The sequence below is a fragment of the Falsiphaeobacter marinintestinus genome, assembly GCF_007923355.1.
In the GTDB taxonomy this organism is placed as follows: Bacteria; Pseudomonadota; Alphaproteobacteria; order Rhodobacterales; family Rhodobacteraceae; genus Phaeobacter_A; species Phaeobacter_A marinintestinus.
In genome coordinates this window covers 176,977-196,647 of sequence record NZ_VOGO01000008.1, presented here as the reverse complement: position 1 = coordinate 196,647, position 19,671 = coordinate 176,977, and the positions used below count along the sequence as shown (strand labels likewise).

General features: G+C 60.4%; 18 protein-coding genes. 3 read left to right on the top strand and 15 right to left on the bottom strand.

Going from position 1 to position 19,671, the window contains the following annotated elements:
• Nucleotides 1–320: 320 nt before the first annotated feature.
• From msrQ to FOY56_RS17465, 4 genes are all read right to left on the bottom strand, one after another.
• Complete coding sequence (gene msrQ / locus FOY56_RS17480) at nt 321–917, bottom strand: protein-methionine-sulfoxide reductase heme-binding subunit MsrQ (protein ID WP_146347162.1); 597 nt, start codon at nt 915–917, stop codon at nt 321–323.
• 86 nt (nt 918–1,003) lie between these two features.
• Nucleotides 1,004–2,179 carry a cytochrome P450 gene (locus FOY56_RS17475; protein ID WP_146347161.1) on the bottom strand — a complete coding sequence of 392 codons (1,176 nt, stop codon included), beginning with the start codon at nt 2,177–2,179 and terminating at the stop codon, nt 1,004–1,006.
• A gap of 233 nt (nt 2,180–2,412) precedes the next feature.
• A complete protein-coding gene (gene msrP / locus FOY56_RS17470) occupies nt 2,413–3,312 on the bottom strand; it encodes a protein-methionine-sulfoxide reductase catalytic subunit MsrP (protein WP_146347160.1) in 900 nt (299 codons plus the stop codon).
• A 138-nt stretch (nt 3,313–3,450) separates the two neighbouring features.
• Nucleotides 3,451–4,914 (bottom strand): FMN-binding glutamate synthase family protein, encoded by a 1,464-nt coding sequence (locus FOY56_RS17465; RefSeq protein ID WP_425468378.1) that lies wholly within the window; start codon nt 4,912–4,914, stop codon nt 3,451–3,453.
• 146 nt (nt 4,915–5,060) lie between these two features.
• Between FOY56_RS17465 and FOY56_RS17460 the strand changes: the two genes are divergently transcribed.
• Both FOY56_RS17460 and FOY56_RS17455 read left to right on the top strand, forming a co-directional pair.
• A complete protein-coding gene (locus FOY56_RS17460) occupies nt 5,061–5,504 on the top strand; it encodes a DUF302 domain-containing protein (RefSeq protein WP_146347158.1) in 444 nt (147 codons plus the stop codon).
• A 163-nt stretch (nt 5,505–5,667) separates the two neighbouring features.
• Nucleotides 5,668–7,356: an alkaline phosphatase family protein gene (locus FOY56_RS17455; RefSeq protein WP_146347157.1), complete on the top strand. Its 1,689-nt coding sequence runs from the start codon at nt 5,668–5,670 to the stop codon at nt 7,354–7,356.
• 82 nt (nt 7,357–7,438) lie between these two features.
• Here FOY56_RS17455 and FOY56_RS17450 read toward each other — a convergent pair whose 3' ends face one another.
• The 5 genes from FOY56_RS17450 to FOY56_RS17430 all read right to left on the bottom strand — a co-directional run bounded on the left by FOY56_RS17450 (nt 7,439) and on the right by FOY56_RS17430 (nt 11,640).
• Nucleotides 7,439–7,741: an SH3 domain-containing protein gene (locus FOY56_RS17450; RefSeq protein ID WP_146347156.1), complete on the bottom strand. Its 303-nt coding sequence runs from the start codon at nt 7,739–7,741 to the stop codon at nt 7,439–7,441.
• 89 nt (nt 7,742–7,830) lie between these two features.
• The gene (locus tag FOY56_RS17445; RefSeq protein ID WP_146347155.1) at nt 7,831–8,523 is read right to left on the bottom strand and encodes a type 1 glutamine amidotransferase; all 693 of its coding nucleotides are present in this window, start codon (nt 8,521–8,523) and stop codon (nt 7,831–7,833) included.
• 56 nt (nt 8,524–8,579) lie between these two features.
• Nucleotides 8,580–10,019 carry an FMN-binding glutamate synthase family protein gene (locus FOY56_RS17440; protein WP_146347154.1) on the bottom strand — a complete coding sequence of 480 codons (1,440 nt, stop codon included), beginning with the start codon at nt 10,017–10,019 and terminating at the stop codon, nt 8,580–8,582.
• Nucleotides 10,004–10,696, bottom strand: a complete 693-nt coding sequence (locus tag FOY56_RS17435) for a GltB/FmdC/FwdC-like GXGXG domain-containing protein (protein ID WP_146347153.1) — start codon at nt 10,694–10,696, stop codon at nt 10,004–10,006. The genes FOY56_RS17440 and FOY56_RS17435 overlap by 16 nt, the downstream gene beginning before the upstream one ends.
• Nucleotides 10,693–11,640 (bottom strand): class II glutamine amidotransferase domain-containing protein, encoded by a 948-nt coding sequence (locus tag FOY56_RS17430; RefSeq protein WP_146347152.1) that lies wholly within the window; start codon nt 11,638–11,640, stop codon nt 10,693–10,695. The genes FOY56_RS17435 and FOY56_RS17430 overlap by 4 nt, the downstream gene beginning before the upstream one ends.
• A gap of 126 nt (nt 11,641–11,766) precedes the next feature.
• Here FOY56_RS17430 and FOY56_RS23640 point away from each other — a divergent pair, with 126 nt between their 5' ends.
• A complete protein-coding gene (locus tag FOY56_RS23640) occupies nt 11,767–12,426 on the top strand; it encodes a GntR family transcriptional regulator (protein ID WP_186766373.1) in 660 nt (219 codons plus the stop codon).
• Between the two features lie 15 nt (nt 12,427–12,441).
• Here the strand turns inward: FOY56_RS23640 and FOY56_RS17415 are convergent, their stop codons facing one another.
• From FOY56_RS17415 to FOY56_RS17390, 6 genes are read right to left on the bottom strand one after another with little or no spacing between them, the layout of a single operon-like run.
• The gene (locus tag FOY56_RS17415) at nt 12,442–13,422 is read right to left on the bottom strand and encodes a response regulator transcription factor (protein ID WP_186766372.1); all 981 of its coding nucleotides are present in this window, start codon (nt 13,420–13,422) and stop codon (nt 12,442–12,444) included.
• Nucleotides 13,423–13,447: 25 nt separating this feature from the next.
• Entirely contained in the window at nt 13,448–15,757 is a 2,310-nt protein-coding gene (locus tag FOY56_RS17410; RefSeq protein ID WP_146347149.1) for a N,N-dimethylformamidase beta subunit family domain-containing protein, read from the bottom strand.
• A gap of 1 nt (nt 15,758) precedes the next feature.
• Nucleotides 15,759–17,288, bottom strand: coding sequence for a branched-chain amino acid ABC transporter permease (locus FOY56_RS17405; RefSeq protein WP_146347148.1), 1,530 nt, complete (start codon nt 17,286–17,288; stop codon nt 15,759–15,761).
• 3 nt (nt 17,289–17,291) lie between these two features.
• Entirely contained in the window at nt 17,292–18,221 is a 930-nt protein-coding gene (locus FOY56_RS17400) for a branched-chain amino acid ABC transporter permease (protein ID WP_146347147.1), read from the bottom strand.
• A 6-nt stretch (nt 18,222–18,227) separates the two neighbouring features.
• Nucleotides 18,228–18,926 (bottom strand): ABC transporter ATP-binding protein, encoded by a 699-nt coding sequence (locus FOY56_RS17395; protein ID WP_146347146.1) that lies wholly within the window; start codon nt 18,924–18,926, stop codon nt 18,228–18,230.
• Complete coding sequence (locus FOY56_RS17390; RefSeq protein ID WP_146347145.1) at nt 18,919–19,656, bottom strand: ABC transporter ATP-binding protein; 738 nt, start codon at nt 19,654–19,656, stop codon at nt 18,919–18,921. Before FOY56_RS17390 ends, FOY56_RS17395 begins: the two co-directional genes overlap by 8 nt.
• Nucleotides 19,657–19,671 lie beyond the last annotated feature (15 nt).

Sequence of the window (19,671 nt, the reverse complement as noted above, 5' to 3'; positions counted from 1 at the left end):
GCGCCTCAGCGCCGCCGGTGAAGTGGGTTCTAAGGTTTAACCCAAATACCCGCAAGCGCTTTTTACAAGAAACGACATCTTTTTTCGATTTTTCTTCTTTTATAAACAAAATCAGTAGCTTACGTGCCGTTGGTGTTTGAAATTCCCGCTTACCCTTGGGAAACTACGACCAAAACCCGCTTCTGATCTGGGGCGCTAACACTAGATTTTGAGTTACCCACAGAGATACCCCCAAGACTGTCCATAGGGGGGTGATTTGGCGGCGCGACTCGCCCCGAATCTTTGGATCGTTTTTGTGGTCAGGGGCGGTCTGCAGCGATTCAGGCTGTTGCGCGCCGTCGCCCTGGCAGGCGCAAGGCCAACAGGCCCAGAATCACCGCGAGATAGATCAAGGGTTCGATCTGAAAGCCCTTCACCAGCATCAGGTAATGCACCGCGCCCAACAGAATGGCTGGATAGACCAGCTTGTGAAGTCGTCGCCACGCCGGACCCAGCTTGCGGACCGACCAGTTGTTCGAGGTGATGGCCAGCGGCAACAGCAACAGGAACCCGGCCATGCCCACGGTCACATACGGGCGCTTGACGATGTCCGCCCAGATCTGTGACGGAACCTGCACATCCAACACCAGCCATACCAGAAGGTGCAACAAGACATAGACGAAGGCGAGCACGCCAATCGCGCGGCGGAACTTGATCAGGTTGAGACCCAGATACCGGCGCAACGGCGTGATCGCCAACCCGACAACCAGCATCTTCAACGCCAGCTCGCCCAGTTCATGCTCCAGCGTTTTGATCGGCTCAACGCCCAGACCACCAGTCATGCCAAGATACAGGAACCAGACCGGAGCAAGCAGCCCCACCAGATAGACAGACCATACCGGTACGCGCCGCAGCATTCTGTTTACTTTATCGATCATCTACCCGTCCATTTACCTGAAACCGACCTAACCACGCACCGGCCCAGGTTCAAAACACTGTCGTTCACATCCGCTCGGGGAATGTTTCAACCCGGAGTGATCCGAACTGGCAAGTATTCGAACGCCCGGATTGTGTTGTTCATGGCAATCACAGGATCGCCGTCAAGTGCCCAACGGCTGACACGTGTGCGCATCGCATCGATCAGGTTGATCAACTCGCGCCTTGCCAGATGCAGCCCCATGCACGTGTGTTTCCCGTGTCCGAACCCCAGATGCTTGCGCAGGTTGCGCGTGATGTCGAAGCGATCCGGGTCGTCCCACACAGTATGATCCCGGTTCGCGGAGGCATAGATGGCGATGATCCGTTGCCCCTTGGGCAAAGCAACGCCCGAGACTTCGGTGTCTTCGGCTATATACCGTGAGAACGCCCGGATCGGCGTGGCCATCCGCACGACTTCCTCAACCGCGTTTGGGACAAGGTCCGGGTTTTCGCGAAGCAGATTCCACTGATCGGGGAATTTGGCAAAGTAATAGGCCGCGAACCCGGCCGCCGAAACCGTCGTATCCAGACTTGGGTTGATATAGTCGCGCATCATCTGGGCGGCTTGTGCTTCGCTAAAGCCTTTTTCGGGGGCCACCTCAAAGATGCGGCGCGCCAGCCCGCCCTCCTTTAAGTGTTCAGGCTTGCCATACTTATCCAGATAGTCCCGCAGCCCAACCAGTTCGCCGAACGCCGCCTGGCTGCGCGCATTGAACCCTTCGAACAGATTAAAGGCCGCCGCCGCCCACTTTAGCATGTTCTCCTGCCCGGCATCGCTCAGCCCCACCAGATCGATCACGATCGACACCGGCAAGACCTGTGCGAACTCGCTCATCCCGTCAAACCGGCCTTGCGCAACCAGCCTGTCGGCCAGCCCCTGCGCGGTATCATGTATATAGGACTCTAACGGGCGCAGGTTCTTGGGCATGATCGGGGTCGCGGTGACTGCCCGTTGCTTATCGTGTGCAGGATTGTCTGAATTCAGCGAATTTCCGATCAGCAGCGCATTCACGTCGTCATTCAACGACAGGCCCCGCCCCGAGATGAACCTGTCGGCGCCGCGCAAGACCTGAACGACTTCATCGTATCGCGCGACGGCAAAAGCCTGTTGCTGTTCCAGCCAGACAACCGGCCCCATGTCTCGCATCGCCGCATATCGCGGAATTGGGTCACGGATGAAATCGTCGCCATAGAAATCGTCGGTATATACCTGTGCCTGCATCGATGTCTCCCTGGCGGTATCCAAGCCGGGATTTCTGCGATCAACAAGACAAAAGCGAAGTGGTCAAGCACCGAACGGCGCGGCACTGTCAAAATGATGACGCGGGCGGTCTGCACGACGTTCAGATGCCCGTGAACGGAAAACGGCCCCGATTGGGACCATTCACCAGGATATTCAGGACCCGACGCTATCAGCGCACCGGGTCCAAGATTGCCAGCCGGGTCTGAGCCGGCTTAAAAGTACTTGCTCAGATCCATGCCTTCATACATCCCGGCGACTTCGCTTTCGTAGCCGTTGAACATCAGGGTCGGGATACGTTTGGCGAACAGGCCACCCCCAATCTTGCGCTCAGTCGCTTGCGACCAGCGCGGGTGATCGACGGTCGGGTTCACGTTGCTGTAAAAGCCGTATTCACGGGCGCTGTACATGTTCCAGCTTGCCGGTGGTTCCTTGTCGGTCAGCGTGATCCGCACAATCGACTTGATCGACTTGAAGCCATACTTCCACGGCACCACCAAACGCAGCGGAGCGCCATTCTGGTTCGGAAGCGGTTTGCCATAAAGTCCGGTCGCCATCAGCGTCAGCGGATTCATCGCTTCGTCCAGTCGCAGACCTTCGCGATAGGGCCATTCAATCGTCGGATAACGAACGCCCGGCATTTCTTCCGGGCGCAACAGGGTTTCGAAAGCGACGTATTTTGCGCCGTCTTTCACGCCCACCATGTTCAGCAGATCGGCCAATTCGAACCCATTCCAGGGGATGACCATCGACCAGGCCTCGACACACCGAAAGCGATAAATCCGCTCTTCAATGGTCATCTCGGACAGAATGTCCTGAAAATCGTACGTTCCGGGGCGATCAACCAGACCGTCGATTTCGACCTTCCAGGGGCTGGTTGTCATCTGGCCCGCATTGGCCGCCGGATCTGACTTGCCGGTGCCGAATTCGTAAAAATTGCAATAGCTGGTGATTTCATCCCAGGCATTCGGCTTGAGATCCTCAGCCGCCGCAGGTCCGGCAATCGAAGCCAACCCAAGACCCGCCATGCCCGCCATCAGCTGGCGACGGTTCATGAATGCTCCATAAGGGGTCACATCATCACGCGTCAGGTCGTTTTGCCACCGGTGGGCCATTGGGCTAGTCCTCCATCCTGCCTACGCCGTGATGGCATGGACATATTGTATACTGTTTCGTGCAAGATGCGGCCCCGTGCAGAACATAGCAACTGCACGCGATGTCAAAACACCGTGGGGTTTCTTACAGTCCGAGATTCAGGGCGCGTCCGGCGGGTTGTGGCTGGGCAGGATTTCGTTGAACGGAATGCTGCGCCCGTTTGCCTGCACGATCCGCATGTGACGACGGCGCATCAGGCGGGGTTCGGCGACGCCGACCGAGTGCGCGATGGTTTCGACCTCGTTGATGACGGACAGGGCATAGCGGGCAACGCGGCTATATTTGCTTTCAACCACCAGACCCTTTTGCAGCCTTGGATCGTGGGTCGTAATGCCGGTCGGACAGGTGTTCTTGTTGCACTTCAGCGCCTGAATGCAGCCCAGCGCAAACATGAAACCGCGCCCGCAGGCGACAAAATCGGCACCAGCCGCCAACGCCCAGGCGACGTCGCCCGGGTTCACCAGCTTGCCGCTGGCGATCATCCGGATGCGATCCTTCAGCCCGTGTTCGTCGCGCAGGTTGGTCACGATCGGAAGCGCCTCGCGGATTGACATGCCAACCAGATCGATCAAGGGCATCGGAGCCGCGCCGGTGCCGCCTTCGCCCCCGTCCAGCGTGATAAAGTCCGGCGCGCTGTCGGGTCCGCGGGCGTTGATGGCTTCAAACAATTCACGGAACACTTGCTCGGACCCGGCCACGGTCTTGATGCCAACGGGCTTGCCGGTGACCTCGCGCACATGGGCGATCATGTCGAGCAGCTGTTCGTTGCTGCGCACTTCGCGGTGGCGATTGGGCGAAATACCATCCTGCCCGATGGCCAGCCCGCGGATTGCGGCAATCTCGGCGTTGACCTTTTCACCGGGCAGGATACCGCCCTTTCCGGGCTTGGCACCCTGCGCCAGCTTGATCTCGAACATGCGCACCGCGTCATGCGCCGCGACCTCGCGCAGCTTGTCGTCGCTCATGTTGCCTTCGACATCACGCACACCAAATTTGGCGGTGCCGATCTGATAGACAATGTCGCATCCGCCCTCCAGATGGAACGGGCTTAACCCGCCCTCGCCAGTGTTCAGCCAGACGCCGGCGTCTTTCGCCCCACGGCTGAGCGCCTGCACGGCGGGTTTGGAGATCGCGCCATAACTCATCCCCGAAATGTTGAAAAAAGACGGCGCCAGAAAGGGCTTACGCGCTGTCGGGCCGATCAGCATCGGTTCGGTCTTGGCGTATTGATCGTTCAGAGGAGGAAACGCCGCGTTGATAAAGATCGGCGTGCCGGGCACATCAAGATTGCGGGTCGACCCGAACGCCACTGTATTACTTTCACCGGACGACGCGCGGCTGACCCATTCGCGCTGAGCCCGGTTAAACGGCAGTTCTTCGCGATCCATCGCAAAGAAATACTGCCGGAAGAATTCGCCAAGCGCCGTGAACAGCCCCCGGAACCGTCCGATCACCGGATAGTTTCGCCGGATTGCATCGCCCGTCTGAAACCGGTCCGCAATAAACAGGATCACGGCAATAAACGCGATCAGGCCGACGATACCGACAAAGACCAGCGCCATGGCCTGCAGCGCGTGAATCGTGAAATCCATTCAAAAACTCCGATGTTTGATGTGGCGCAATGTGCGCCACCCCTATTACCGTCAAGAGTGAGTTGGAACGGCGCGGCTGGCAAGCCATGCCTGATCAATTATGGGAGAAGCATGTCATGAAACGTATTCTGCTGGCGGCAGGACTGGCCGTAACCGCAACCCTAGCGACGGCGGAGGATACTTCTGTGACCTATGTCGTCGATCAGTCTTACGATGATGTGACGTTCAGCATTGAAAGCGCCATCACTGACAAGGGTCTGGTCATCGATGCGGTCAACCATGTCGGAGAAATGCTGGAGCGGACCAAGGGCGATGTCGGATCAGACGTGACGATTTTCCTGAATGCCGAGGTCTATAATTTCTGTTCCGCCAAGGTGTCGCGTCAGGTGATGGAAGCCGACCCGATGAACCTGCAATTCTGCCCCTATGGGATCTTCGTGATGCAGCTTCCGGGCAGCCCGGATCAGACCACGGTCGGCTATCGCGTCATGCCCGAGGGTCCGATGAAAGCGGTTCAGGCGATGCTGGACGAGATCGTCCAAGAGGCCATCAGCGAGTAACCGGGCATCGGTTTCTTCCGTTTTGTACATGCCTAAAGCGGTGACTTGTCCGTTTTGTACAAAGGGCTATCTTCTGAAGTTCGGACAGTGGCGGCCCGGATTTGTGGCGCATGAATGCAGCTTGGCAACGCCCGATCACTTAATGAAACGGACAGGAACCCGCATGACCCGACGCATCACTCAGACGATTCGACTGGCGGCTGTGCTGTCGGCGGCAGCAACGGCGACGCTGGCGCAGGAACAGCCGCGACTGGTGCTGCAGATCACGGTCGACCAACTGCGTGGCGATATGATCGACCGGTACGGCGCGGGTCTGGGCAATGATGGATTTCGCTATCTGCTGACCAACGGCGTGCATTTTGCCAACGCGCATCACCGGCACGCCAACACCGAAACCATCGTTGGCCACACGACGCTGGCAACCGGAACCGATCCGGCGGTGCACGGAATGGTCGCGAACCTGTGGTATGATCCGGCATCGGGATCACCGGTGTATGCGGTGCAGGATCCTGAGTTTGCTCTGGTCGGCGCCGGAGGGGTCGAAGCCGACACCGAGATTGACCCGACGCAGGCCGCCGCCACGACCAGCGGGCGGTCTCCGCGCAACATCCTGACGACCACGATTTCGGATCAGATGGCGATGTTTTTTGGGCCCGAGGCCAAGATCTTTGGCGTGTCGGTCAAAGATCGGGGCGCGATCGCGATGGCGGGGCACAGCGGGCAGGCCTATTGGTTCTCAAAGTCGGACGGGCTGTTTGCGACCAGCACGTTTTACCGCGATGACTATCCAGGGTGGGTCGATGCGTGGAACGCCGCCGGCAAGGTATGGTCTTATGCGGATACCGCGTGGACGTTGCAGGATGCGGCGGACACCTATCGCTTTGGTGCGCGCGATGACCAGCCTTGGGAAACCGAAATGCCCGGATTTGGCCGTGTGTTTCCGCATGCCTTCGGCGCGGGGGACTCACCTTATTACACGACCTTCCTGACGCTAAGCCCGGCGGGTGATGCGTTGACGGTGGATTTCGCCAAAGCCCTGATCGATGCCGAAGCGATCGGGCAGGATGACGTCACCGATTACCTGTCTGTCAGCCTGTCATCGACCGATTATGTCGGCCATATCTTTGGCCCCTCAAGCCTTGAGGCCGAAGACAACATCCGCCAGTTGGACCGGACACTGGCCGATCTGCTGGCGTATGTGGACGACCGGGTCGGTCTGGATCAGACGTTGATCGTTTTGTCGGCGGACCACGGTGCGCCGGAACATCCCGATTATCTGGCCGAATATGGCATCAGCGCCGGCACGTTTGACTTTAACCGGGTGGATACCAAGCCGGGGTTCGTGCGTCTGACCCAAGACTTTGGCGTCGGATCTGACCTAATCGAAGCCTATTCGCACCCCTATCTTTATCTGAACCGGGACGAGATCGCGGCGCGTGGGCTGGACCTGCGCGAGGTTGCCGATGCCGTGGCGCGCGAGTTGGACGCTTTGCCCGGCATCGCCGAGGCCGTGTCGAGCTTTGATCTGCGCGACGGCAGTTTTTCCGAGGCTGGAGTCGGCGCGCATGTGCTGGCCAATTTTCACCCGGATCGCTCGGGCGACATCTATGTGGTGTTCGACCCGCATTGGTTCATCGCCGATTTCGACGGGTTGACGGTGGCATCGGCGCATGGATCGCCCTGGGCCTATGACAGCCATGTTCCGGTGATCTTTTCCGGACCGGGCATTTCGTCCGGACGTGTGACGCGCCGCGTTGAAACCGTGGACGTGGCCACGACAATCGCGGCCTATCTGGGCACCGGATTACCCAGCGGCGCACGCGGCGCGGTGCTGGGCGAAGCGATTCCCTGAGACCGAGAGGTTTGAATGGGGCGGCTGGCGGTTCGGAATTCGCGGTGCTTTGAGGGCATCGCGGTTGGTCTGGACGGGTGGATCACCGAGGCGTCAGATAGTGCCACGAGACATAGCCCTTAAGAGCGCGCGCTTCCTTTAGGGACACTTTACACCATTCGTTGGAGCCGATCTGTTCGCAGGAATGGAGCCGCAGTACGGTGCCGTTCGGAAGGCCCACGATAACGCGGAAATCGGTTCCCGGCCCGGCGCGCAATTTCAGCATGTCGTCGCCTTCAACACCGGTGACTTCGTAAAATTCAGCCGTGTCTGCGTATGCGCGGTCGGTGCCCGGGAAACCCCCAAGCACAACTGCGGCGAGCGCGGCAAAGATAGCCTTGCGCATCGGTCTCTCCTGTTTTTTTGCCTCGGGTTCAGTTTACCCTGTCGCGCGTGTCTCAGGCAACCGCGTTGCCGCGTTAGCCTGAACCTGTTTTACAGATGCGCGCGAAAGAACCCGGCCACTTTTTCCGCAAACAGATCCTGTGCAACCGGACGGGCGGACAGGCTTTGGCGGGCAGCCTGGACCTGATCCGGGGTCATCAGGTCGTTTTCCAACAGGTCCGCAATCGCCCGGATGAAATCGGGCGGGTATTCGGGGTGGAACTGGGTCGACATGGCCGGGAAGTCATAGCTAAGCGCGGCCACCGGGCAGTAGTCAGCCGAGGCCTGAACCGTGGCACCGGGCGGGACGGTGACCACCTGATCCTGATGCGACACGTGGCCGGTGATCGTATCCCCCTGGTCGCTGGTAAAGTCGCGCGCGCCGAGGCAAAACCCCTTGTCTTCCTTGCGGGCCGCGCCGCCATAGCTGTGCGCCATCATCTGGTGGCCAAAGCAGATGCCATAGACCGGTTTGCCCGCAGTTCGGATGTGCAGCAACAGATCGCGCAGCGGGTCCATCCAGTCACGTTCGTCGTACACGCCCGCTTCCGACCCCGGAAGGATGAAGCCGTCGAACGCATTAACCGTTGGCAAGGCCGCGCCGCCCACAACGTCGACGCCGATCAGATCGGCCTCGGGCAAATGCGGGCCCAACCATGTGGTAACCATGTCGGCAACGCTGCCGAACCCATCCAGATGGGGCGCGGGCAATGCTGCCACGTCGATAATCGCGATGCGGGCCATGATGTATCCTTTTCAGCAATAAGGCCGCGCGATCAGCGCGGCCTTATTGCAGGTGGTTATCCCTTGCGTTCGGTGCCCCAGTCAAAGGGTCGGTCGATCCCGGCCATTTTGACCCCGGTAAAGGCCGATGCCTCGAAGCTGAGGGCGCGCAGGTCTTCGGGTTCAAGGTTATGCACCGAGGATTTGCCGCACGCCTTGGCCAGTGCGGTGACTTCCATGGTCATCGCCGTCAGCAGGCGCGCCACACGTTCGGCCCCGGCGGGCACGTTCATGCGCTTTTCAAGCTCTGGATCCTGCGTCGCGACGCCGACCGGGCACATGCCGGTGTGGCAGTGATGGCAGGCCCCGGGGGAGGTGCCAAGTGCGGCGTAGTCGTCGTAGTAGCGGGGCGAATTGCAGCCCAGAGCCATCATCGCGCCATTGCCGATCATCACCGCGTCCGCGCCCAGCGCCAAAGCCTTGGCGACGTCGGTGCCGGTACGGATACCACCAGCGGCGACCAGCGTGACCTTGCCCGACATCCCGCACTCATCCAGCGCCTCACGGGCGGCGGGGATCGCGGACATACACGGGATGCCGGTGTGGTTCAGCAGTAATTCCGGGCTGGCGCCGGTGCCGCCTTCGGCCCCGTCCACCACCACAACGTCTGCCCCCGCCTTGGCGGCAACAGCCACGTCATAGCGCGGACGGGTTGCGCCCATCTTGATGAAGATCGGCACCTTATAGTTGGTGGCAATCCGCAGTTCTTCGATCTTGACCGCCAAGTCATCCGCGCCCAGCCAGTCAGGATGACGGATGGTCGAGCGTTGATCGACGCCTTCGGGCAGGGTGCGCATCTTGCTGACCCGTTCGGACACTTTCATACCCAGAAGCAGACCGCCGGTGCCGGGCTTTGCGCCCTGCCCCACGACCAGTTCAAGGCCATCGGCGCGGCGCAGATGGTCAAGGTCCAGCCCATAACGCGCGGGCGACATCTGATAGACCAGTCGATTGGACGCGGCGCGCTCTTCCTCCAGCATGCCGCCTTCGCCGGTGCAGGTCATTGAACCGACTTTCGACGCGCCATGCCCCAAAGCCTCTTTCGCCGAGGCCGAGAGCGCCCCGAACGACATCGAGGCGATATAGATCGGGATGTCGAGTTCGATGGGGTTTTCGACCAGCCCTCGACCGCCGCCCAACACCGTCTTGGTGTCGCATTTCTCGCGATACCCTTCCAGCGGCAAGCGGGTCATGGTGGCCGGAACAAAGGTCAGATCATCCCATGTCGGAAGCTGTTTGTTGAACGAATTATATCCGCGCACCTGATAGCGGCCCAACTGCGCCAATGCGTGCACCTCGGAAATCGCCTCGGGCGTCCAGCGGGTTGATCCGCCCTGATCATAAGAGGACGGAACGCCTGCGGGGCGGCCTTCGATGGCACCGTCAGAGAACTGGACCAGATCCTCGGGGGCCTCTTCGAACGGATATTCGTAGGGGCCTTCTATATCATCAGCCATGCTTTTGCGTCCCTGCTTTCGAAATACCAAAGCCGTTGTCCGGCCACGATGCGACGCCAGTCGCGCGATGTGTCTTTCAGGCCAAGCGGATCAAGGATGGCATCCACCTCGGCCACCTGTTCTGCTGTGGGTTCGGTCACCACGGCGTCAACGCCAAGATCTTCGATGTCACCGGTGACCCAGACTTCGCCTTCCCACAGGGCATCGGCACAGCTGGGTCCGGCCCCGCCAAGCGCGATAATCTTGCCGCCATGCGCCATGAACCCGCTTTGATAGCCGATCTTGCCTTCGACGATGATGTTGCCGCCCTTCATGGCGACCCCGGCGCGCGGTCCGCTGTCGCCTTTGACATGGATGGTTCCGCCCAGCATCGCGGCCCCCACCGACATGCCGGCATAGCCGCCGACAGTGATATGGCCGCTGGCCATGGCTTCGCCGCAGCCCCAACCGGCGTTGCGTTCGATATCGATGATCGCCCCGTTGTTCAGCCCGCCGCAATAATAGCCGACCGAGCCTTCGAACCGGATGGAGCACCCGGCAGGCAGGCCGACGCCCAGATTGTGACGTGACAGGGTGTTGGTGACGGTGATCGACTTGCCCGCCTGTGCGGCGGCTTGAATTTCTTCGTGGACCTCGCGCACCGGGCGTTTGCCGACGTCGATGACAACATCGCTCATGCGGCGGCCCTCCGGTTGCCGACGCCCCAGATGCCATGCAGGCTGGGCCCGTCGTAATTCAGGATGCTGACGCCATCGTCGTCATAGACGCGGCGCACGGCCTGTTCTTCGGTGGCGGCGGCCATTTCGCCGTTCTGTTCGACAACAACCAGCGGTTTCATTGCAAAGCGGTCTTTGGCCCAGCCAATGGTGTCAGGGCCGCCGATCATGAAGGTGAACACACCGTCGATTTCGTCGATCGAGCGGATCAGCGCCTGCTCAAGGCTGAGGCCTTCTTTCATCCGGTCCGAAACCCAGACGGCGATCAGTTCGCTGTCGTTATAGGTGAGGAAACGGTATCCCTTGCGCTCAAGCTTGGAGCGCCATGTATAATAGTCGGTGATCTGGCCGTTATGCACGATGGCGACATCCGGGAACGGGCGCGCCCAGAACGGGTGGCTGGCATTGGGGCGGACATCGCTTTCGGTGGCAAGCCGGGCATGGCCCAGACCGTGGGTACCGACCATGTCGCGCACGCCGTGCTTGTCAGCGACCTCATACGCGCCGCCCGTGTCCTTGATGATCTCAAGCGAGCGCCCGACCGACTGCATTTCAAGCCGTTCACAGATCTGATCGGCGGCTTTGGTCCACATGGCCACGTCGCGCGGATCGCTGATTTCCATGCGCACCGAATAGTGCTGGCTGTCGCCGTTGTCCCATGTCGGATCGGCGGTGAAATCACCGCCATGCTGGCGCAGAATGGCAAGGTAATCTTCCAGATCTTTGCCCATGGCATCGCGATCAAAGCCCATCGCGCGCACCACGTATCCGCTGTCACGCGGGACGCCGTAAATGGCAAATCCGGTGCTGTCAGCGCCGCGATGTTCCTGCGCATCCATCAGTTCGACCAGGTCGCGCCCGACCTTGCCCGGGGCATTCAGTATTCGTCCGGCGATTCCGCACATGCTGGACCTCCCTTCAATTTACGTATACTGTATACAGTATTCATATACAGGCAAGCCGAATTTCGTTACATTCGACCTTTCTGCGGTATGTCGTATCCTGTATCCGCGCCCGAAAAGGAAAAAGCGATGGCATTCAAATCCCTGTCCCAGCCGCGCGTGCGCTTGGCCGATGAAGTGTATGCGCAGATCCTTCAAGCGATACAGAACGGCGCGATCACCTCGGAAGACCGAATTGTTCAGGAAAAGCTGGCCGAGGAATTCGGTATTTCACGCACCCCGGTGCGCGAAGCCCTGTTTCGGATGGAGCAAGAGGGCATCCTTGCCGTGGCGCAGCGCGGTGGGTTCAAGATCCGCAAGATCGGTCCCGATGAAATCACCGAACTGTACGAGGCGCGCTGTTCCATCGAAGGATTCGCCGCCCGCCTGCTGGCGCAGCGCAACGACAAGGCGCTGAACATGCGCCTGCGCGAGATTATTGCCGATGCCGAAGATCTGAAGAACGAAACGGTGAAGGCCTATTTCAATGCCAACCTGACGGTGCATCGTGCCATCGTGGAGGCGTCGGAAAACCGGTTCCTGCTGGAGTTCTTTGACAACCTCTGGAATCGCGGGTCGTCGTTTACCCTGTTTTCCACCATCGAAAGCACCGATCTGTCGAAATCGCTGGGTGATCACATGGCGCTGATTGATGCGATTGAGTCGGGCAATGATACCTTTGCTGCCGAAAAGATGATTGCCCATATCAGCGACGGTCACCGGCTGCAGGTCCAAAGCGGCCGGGTCTAGACGCTTTTCCGGCGATTAGCTGGCCTGCGTTTCCAGAATTTTGGCGGCCATGCTGGCGCGATTGTCGACGCCCAGCTTGGAATAGATCGCCTGCGTCTGATTGCGGATCGTCGCCGGGGCAACGCCCAGAATACGGGCGGCCTCTTTGTGGCTTTTGCCAGCGGCGAGGGTGCGGGCAACTTCGCGTTCGCGGTGGGTCAGAAGGTCAAACGCCGTCAGATGCCGCAGCGTGAGCTTGCGCAGCCCCATCCCTTGCAGACCCGGCGCGTTTTCACAGCGCACCACCAATGCCCGGTCCGTCAGGATGTGTTCGCCCGGTTCTGCGATCAGGCTGCGCAGTTTTGCAGGCAGTTCATCGCCCTCCCAGCCGGGCCAGAACGCGCCAAGCTGTTCGCGCAGGTTGTTCAGACCCAGAATGCCGATGCCGCATTCGTTGACAAAGATCGACACCGACCCCGGCGCATCGGCCCGACCCGGTTCGCTGGCCGACAGCTTCATCGCTGAAGACAGCTGATCGACGGCACATTGCAGGAAATCCTGCTCGTCCGTGCTGAACGCCCGCGCCGGGTGCCCGGCCCGGTAACTGGACAGATAGAACGACGCGACGCGCCCCGGGCGGGTATGCATGGCCGTGGCGATTTCGCTAAAGCCGAAGGTGTCGGCCAGAAAAACCATACCGTCACTTTGCATGGCACCGGTGCGCGAATACGCGGCAGGCGCATCCGGGTTTTCGAGGATCTGGGCGGCCAGCAAATCCTGATCGGACATGGTTTGCCAGGTGTCGAAATAGGTGTCCGGCAGGTTTAGCGCGGCGTTGGCGTGAATTTCGACCCCTTGGGAATTGATCTGGGCCCAGCCATACCAAGCGGCATCGAAACCAAGCGTCTCGGACAGCTCTCCGACGGCCCATCGGGCCAGCCCTTCGGCATCATCCGACCGGACCCGATCGTGCATTTCAGAGACGAAGCTAGAAAACTTGTTCAGGCTGTTTCCCAAGCGTCCCCCTCCCCCAAATGCATGTCTAACGCCACAGCTTTTCATCGCCAGTATACTGCGACCCCGGTAATTTTCCATCTTTGGTGAAGGCATCAAGCACGTTGCGCATGATCGTAGCGACGTTGTTTTCGCCGCCATGGCACGGCAAGGCCTGGCTCCACGCGATGGACCCGGCGGCAAAAACCGCGCCATTCGAGGGGGTTGTGAAATAGATCATATCGCCGCGCACTTGCGCGTCCTGCGTGCCGCCGCGCCCCGGAAAAGCATATGTGACCTCTTCCGACACCAGCGGATAGTTGTCCGAATGCCCCCAGCTTGAGGCCAGCAGCATCGAATGCGGTGGTGTGCCCAGCATCAGGTCATAGCGATCAAGTTCGACCCCCGCTGCCCCGCCTGCGGCCAGTCCGAAATCGCCAATCGTTTCTTCGTCGCCGATACCTTTCAGGATCCATGAGACCCGTTTGTGGAACGAATCCGGCATCCGTTCGAAATGCTCACTGGCGTCCATGCCTTCGGTGGTGAAGCCAAGTCCGACGATCTTTTGCGGCGCCCGCCCGCGGGATCGCCACAGGCCCGAGCGTTCGCCAGTGCAGGCCAGATGCCCTTCGCCGGGTTCGGCCTGCCAGGCGCGGCTGCCCGTGTCGAGCTTGCGCACTTCGATGCAATGCGGTTCACCGGCGCGCAGGCCCGTGACCCAGTAATACCCGTTGCCGCCCAAATACATCACCCGGCCGCCGGTGCGCAGGTAATCTTCGGTGCCGTCCATCATCTCTTCGGAATAATACTCCGGATGGGTGCCGTTCAGGATCACCTTATAGGGTTTCAGGGCGTCAACGCCTTCGGCGTGCAGGTCGTGGTCGGTCAGCACGTCATAGTCATAGCCGGCATGTTCCAGCCACCAGAGCAGGGACAGATCGGCCGGCAGCGCCCAGGGAAAATTCATCGCTGGCATGCGGTACTTGGGCCTGAGCGATACGATGGGCCGCCGCCACGAGCTGAAGCAACAGCCCGCGCCGTCAGTGTGGTGGTCATAGGTCGACAACCCGAATTCTTCGAGCTTCTTGAACTCAAGATCCTCGGCGGTGATGACGGGCGTATGGGCGACGATGGCCTGGGCAATCGGGGCTTCGTAACTCAGATGTTCGTTGCCATAGGCGAGATAGGTGAAGGTGGGCAGCAGAACGCCGATTTTGGCGCGCGGCGTGTCAGGGCGCAGGATGAATGGGATATGGTCTTCGGCCTCGCCCGCCCGCAGGTGCAAGGCATAGACACCGCTTTTCAGATCGGCGGGCAAGGCCAGCGTGTGCGTGACCTCCCAATTGCTGTCGGTCAGCGCATCATCGTGGAAATGCACGCCGCCATAGGTTTCGGGGGCCATGTGAAAACTGTCAGCGCCGCGCCAGTTATGGCCCGTCATCAGGCGCACCGGGCGGTTGATGCCCTGCATATGCAGCCCGTGCGGGCCCGTGTCGGTGATGGTGTCGCCGATACCGGTCTTGCTGATCCCGTCGGTCGGGTCCCAATAGGCCAGCAGCCCGGTTTGCGGCGGGGCTTCGCCGGTCGACAGCGCGGTCACCTGATCGCGGGTCAAAACGCGGTCATAGATGCCGGATCGATCCAGTTTGCCGTTGAACAGAAAGGCGGCGAACTTGCCCCGCTGTGGGTTCCACGCGGTCGCGGCAGCCAGTTTGAAATCGGCGGTGTCACCGGTGGCCGAGGGCGCAACCCGCATGGTTTCTTCGATCCAGCTGTCATCTTCGAACGGAACAACGGTGGAAATGCGCGAATTCCACGCGGTCACACGGTTGATGACGTGAAGGGTTGCCTGTTTGGTGTTTGCGTCAAAGCTGGCGGCAATGAAATACCACGCGTGCGGCATCAGCGAAATCTCGGTGGTGATCTGATCGACAGTGTCTCCGTCACCGAGCCACAGCGACACGTGCCCTTCGGGGTCGATGCCAAGACCATATCCCATGTTCCCGTCGATGGCCCAGCGCCCCATGATCATCTGACGTTCGGATTTGGGCAGGGTCGGATAGACATGCGCAAACAGCGTAAAGCTGCGCAACCCGTCCAGACGTGCATCGGGATCATCGCAGCGGGCAAAAGAGCCGACTTGCGTGTACTGGCGTTTCACCGCCAGTTGTGTGGGCAGATCGATGGCAACCGTTTCTTCGATGAACCCGGGGCCGTCAGGGTTTTCATCGCCGTGCAACAGGCGCACAAGCTTGGCGTCGACTTCGGAGCGCCCCTCGACCGAAATCATGAAATCGACGCTTTGACCGGCCTTCGGGTTCAGTGGATCGGCATAGCCGAAGATGCGGGTGTTGGTCATATCAGCTTTCCAGCAAATCGTTCACGCGCAGCAGAAACACGGCGTGATAGGCGTCGTTGATGTCTTCATAAGTCTTGTCATCGACCAGACGGGGCGGCGCGCCACGTTCGCCGGAAAACGCCACGACCTTGTATTTGTGAAAGCCGTCGGGCTGGCGCATGATCGCGTATTTGTCGGCCATTTCGCCCCGGCGGAAGTAATTCAGGACCCGGTTCAGCGCATCCGAGTGTTTGCCCAACGGAGCCTTGCGATGCTGTTCGATCAAATCGTCCGTGATCAGCGTTTTCAGATGGTCGCGCAGACGTTTCTGAAAGCGCCGGTAATAGACCTCTTGCTTGTCGGTAAATTCGATGGCCTCTTCCGGCATGACTTCACCCCCTTTTTCGGTACGACGCGCGCGCGCCTCGGATTTCTTGCGATTGCGATAGGTGCGGAACTGGTCGCGGATGCCTGCAATGCCATTGTCGGTCCACAGCGTGACCCCCAGCATGATCGCGGCGATCAGCAGGATGCGCAGCGGCCCAAGTTCAAGCATACCCTTGTCGATCAGCACGACGATTGCGGTGCCGATCACCGCCCCTTCGGATCGGCCCAGACCGCCAATCACGATCATCGCAAACAACAGCAACAGTTGATCGAGCGAAAAAATCGATGGCGAAATCGACATGTAGAACATCGCATAGAACGCGCCGATGACACCCAGACAGCCCGAGGTGATCAGGAAGACATACAGCCGCGCCTGCCGGTAATCGATGCCGACAGCTTCGGCGAACGCCTCGCCGCCGACCTCTTCGCGAGCGGTCTGGAGCCGCATACCCAGCCGTTCGGAATTGACAATGCGAAAGACCAGCAGCGACAACAGCAGCAGGATGAAAGCCCCCCCAAACCCCATGAGCAGGCCGGGGCGTTGCAGGAACCAATCGCGCGGAATGAAGCTGCCGACCGAGTTGATGGATCCGTTTGTCGGTCCCAGCACCTTAAGCTGCACCACGAAGACGCGGCAAATCTCGGCAAAGCCCATCGTCAACAGCGCATAGTACAACCCGTCCAGCCGGGTCGAAGGCAGCGCCAGAAAGCCCCCGACGATCAGCCCGGCCAGCCCGCCGACCACAAACATCAGCGGCCACGGCAAAGCAATCCAGACGTTCAGGCCCGCCGCCGCATATCCGCCGATTCCGACGATGGCCAAGGTGGCCAGCGAAAAGATCCCCGCTGTGCCGATCACCAGCGTCCACAGCACGTTGATGGCGGCGAACATGCAAAAGATCGCGGCAATGGTGATCATCGAATTCGACAGAAACGGCGTGGCGATCAGCAAAGCGCCAAGCCCAAGTACCCACCACAGCGGGCGTTTGTCGGACAGGCGGCGTTCGTGGCGCAAGGATTTCGGGTTGGCGCGCGAGCGCCATTTCACCAGGTGGCGGCGGGTAAATGGCACGCGATGGCGGCGCAAAGGTTCATCCCCGGCGGGATGCAGGACCACCTCGCGCGGGCGCTGGCCGACCTGATAATATCTGCTGTCGTCGGCCATGCTTTATTCCCGAGTCTCGTCCAACAATCCGCCAAGCCCGCGCGGGCGGATGATCAGGACCGTGATGATGAACAGGAACTGGGCAAACAGCACATACCGTTGCCCAAGGAAGGGCAGCGCGCCCACCGTCGCCTCAAGAAACCCGATGATCACGGCGCCAGCCACGGCACCGGGCACCGATCCCAGCCCGCCAAGCAACGCGATGGTCAGCCCCTTGATCAACGGCAGCGCACCCGATGTCGGGCTGACAAAGATGGTCTGGCTAAGCAGAATGGCCGCCAGCCCGGCCAAAGCTCCGGTCAGCATCGTGACCGGCAGGGCGGTCCAGCGCACCGAAATACCGGACAAAACCGCGCCTTCGGGGTTTTGCATCATCGCCCGGATCTCAAGCCCTTTGCGGGATACTTTCAGCCACAGAAGAACAAGGCCAAGGATCACGGCGGTCGAGATGATTGCGCCTGCCTGATCATAGCGGATCGGGATGCCGAGCACTTCGAACTTGCCGAACCCGAACAGTTTGGGCAGCCCGCGACTGCGCGGGCCGAAATACCACAGCAACAGTTGCACCGTGGCCAGATTGATCGCCAGTGTCACGATCAGTGACCGCACCGGGTAGTTGGGTTTGTCATGGATCGGCAGGAAGGCCAGCAAATAGATGATCGCGCCGAACATCGCCCCGGCTGTCACACCGGCACCGACCGTCACTCCGGCCATTGCAAACTTGGCCATCAACGTCTTGCCGAACGCCGCCGCAATGACCGGTTTCATCGCGCTGGAGGCCAGCCACGCGGCATAGCCGGACACCGCAAACGTGGCGCCGTGGGCCATGTTGATCATGCCGATCGACGACCACAGGATCGAAATGCCAATCGCCATCAACCCATAGATCGCGGCAAGGTTCAGCCCGTGTATGAGAGTGCCAAGAATATCCATCGTTGCCTATTCCAACCCCACATGCCCGACATCGCCCCGAATGCGGCCCGCATGCATCCCGATCATCCGGTCGACCCGCCCGCTGAGCAGGGCCACGTTCTGTTCCGCAATCACCATCGCCCGGCCATCGGTGGGCAAGGAAAACAGCGCTTCGATGACACTGGCCGAGATTTTCGGCGCAAGTCCCAGCGAGGGCTCGTCGATCAGGTACAGCGAGGCGTCCACCATCAACGCGCGCCCGACCGAAACCATACGCCGCTCACCCCCCGACAATTTGCCAACCAAAGCGTCCTGAAGGCTGCGCAGAGGTGGAAAGATATCCATCACCATATCGCGGCGCTGGCGGCGTTCGCGCCAGGCCAGTTTCGAATAGGCCCCGCAATCCAGATGCTGGCGCACCGTCAGGCCAGGGAAAATCGCATCGCCCTGCGGGGTCATCGCCATGCCCTTGCGCACAATGGCCGAGGTGCGCCGCCCCGGACCGGTTGACCGTGTGCCGCCGATTTCCGTGTCGTTCAGTTTGATAGACCCGCTTTGCCAGCCGGTCATATGCGCGACGGCCCGAAACAACGTGGTTTTGCCGTGCCCGTTCAGGCCCACCAGCCCGACGCGTTCGCCCTCGGCCACGCGAAAGTCGATCTCGTGCAGGACCCGCAGCGGGCCATAGCCTGCGGTCAGACCGCTGATTGCCAGAACATCAGGCATGCGCGGGCTCTTCGAAATAGGCGGCGTGAACGCGCGGGTCATCAAACACCTCGCGCGGGGTGCCGGTGGCGATCACTTCGCCAAGGTCCAGCACGACGGTGCGGTCAGCGATGGCGGACAGCAGCTCAAGCCGGTGTTCAATCAGAATGGCCCCGATGGCGTATTCATCGACCAGACGGCGGATGATCAGATCAAGCTCATCAATCTCGGAATTGATCAGGCCCGAGGCCGGTTCATCCAGCAGCAGCACCTTGGGTTTGCGCATCAGCAGGCAGGCCAGCAACAGTTTGCGCCGATCAAACGTGTCCAGCGACCCGGCGATGGTGTCCCAGCTGACGTGAAAATGCGCCAGATGGCAGCCCCATTCTGCGTCAAACCGGGTCAGGTATGGCTTGTGCGAAAACCGCGCGGCACGGAACACTTCGGCGACGCGCATGGCCGAGGGCACAACCGGGCTTTGATAGGTGCGCGCCAGCCCCTTGCGGGCGCGGGTATGCACGGCAAGCCCGGTGATGTCGTCATCCCCCAGCCAGACCTGCCCGGCGCTGGCCGTGTAGCGCCCGCACAGCACTTCGAAAAGCGAGGTCTTGCCCGCCCCGTTGGGTCCGACAAGGCCCAGAACCTCGTGATTGGCGACATGCAGGCCGACGTCTTTCAGAACGGGACGGCCGCCGAAGGATATGTCTATCCCCCGGCACCCGAAGATCCCTTTGGGGTCTGAGGTGGTCATCAGACAAACAGCCGC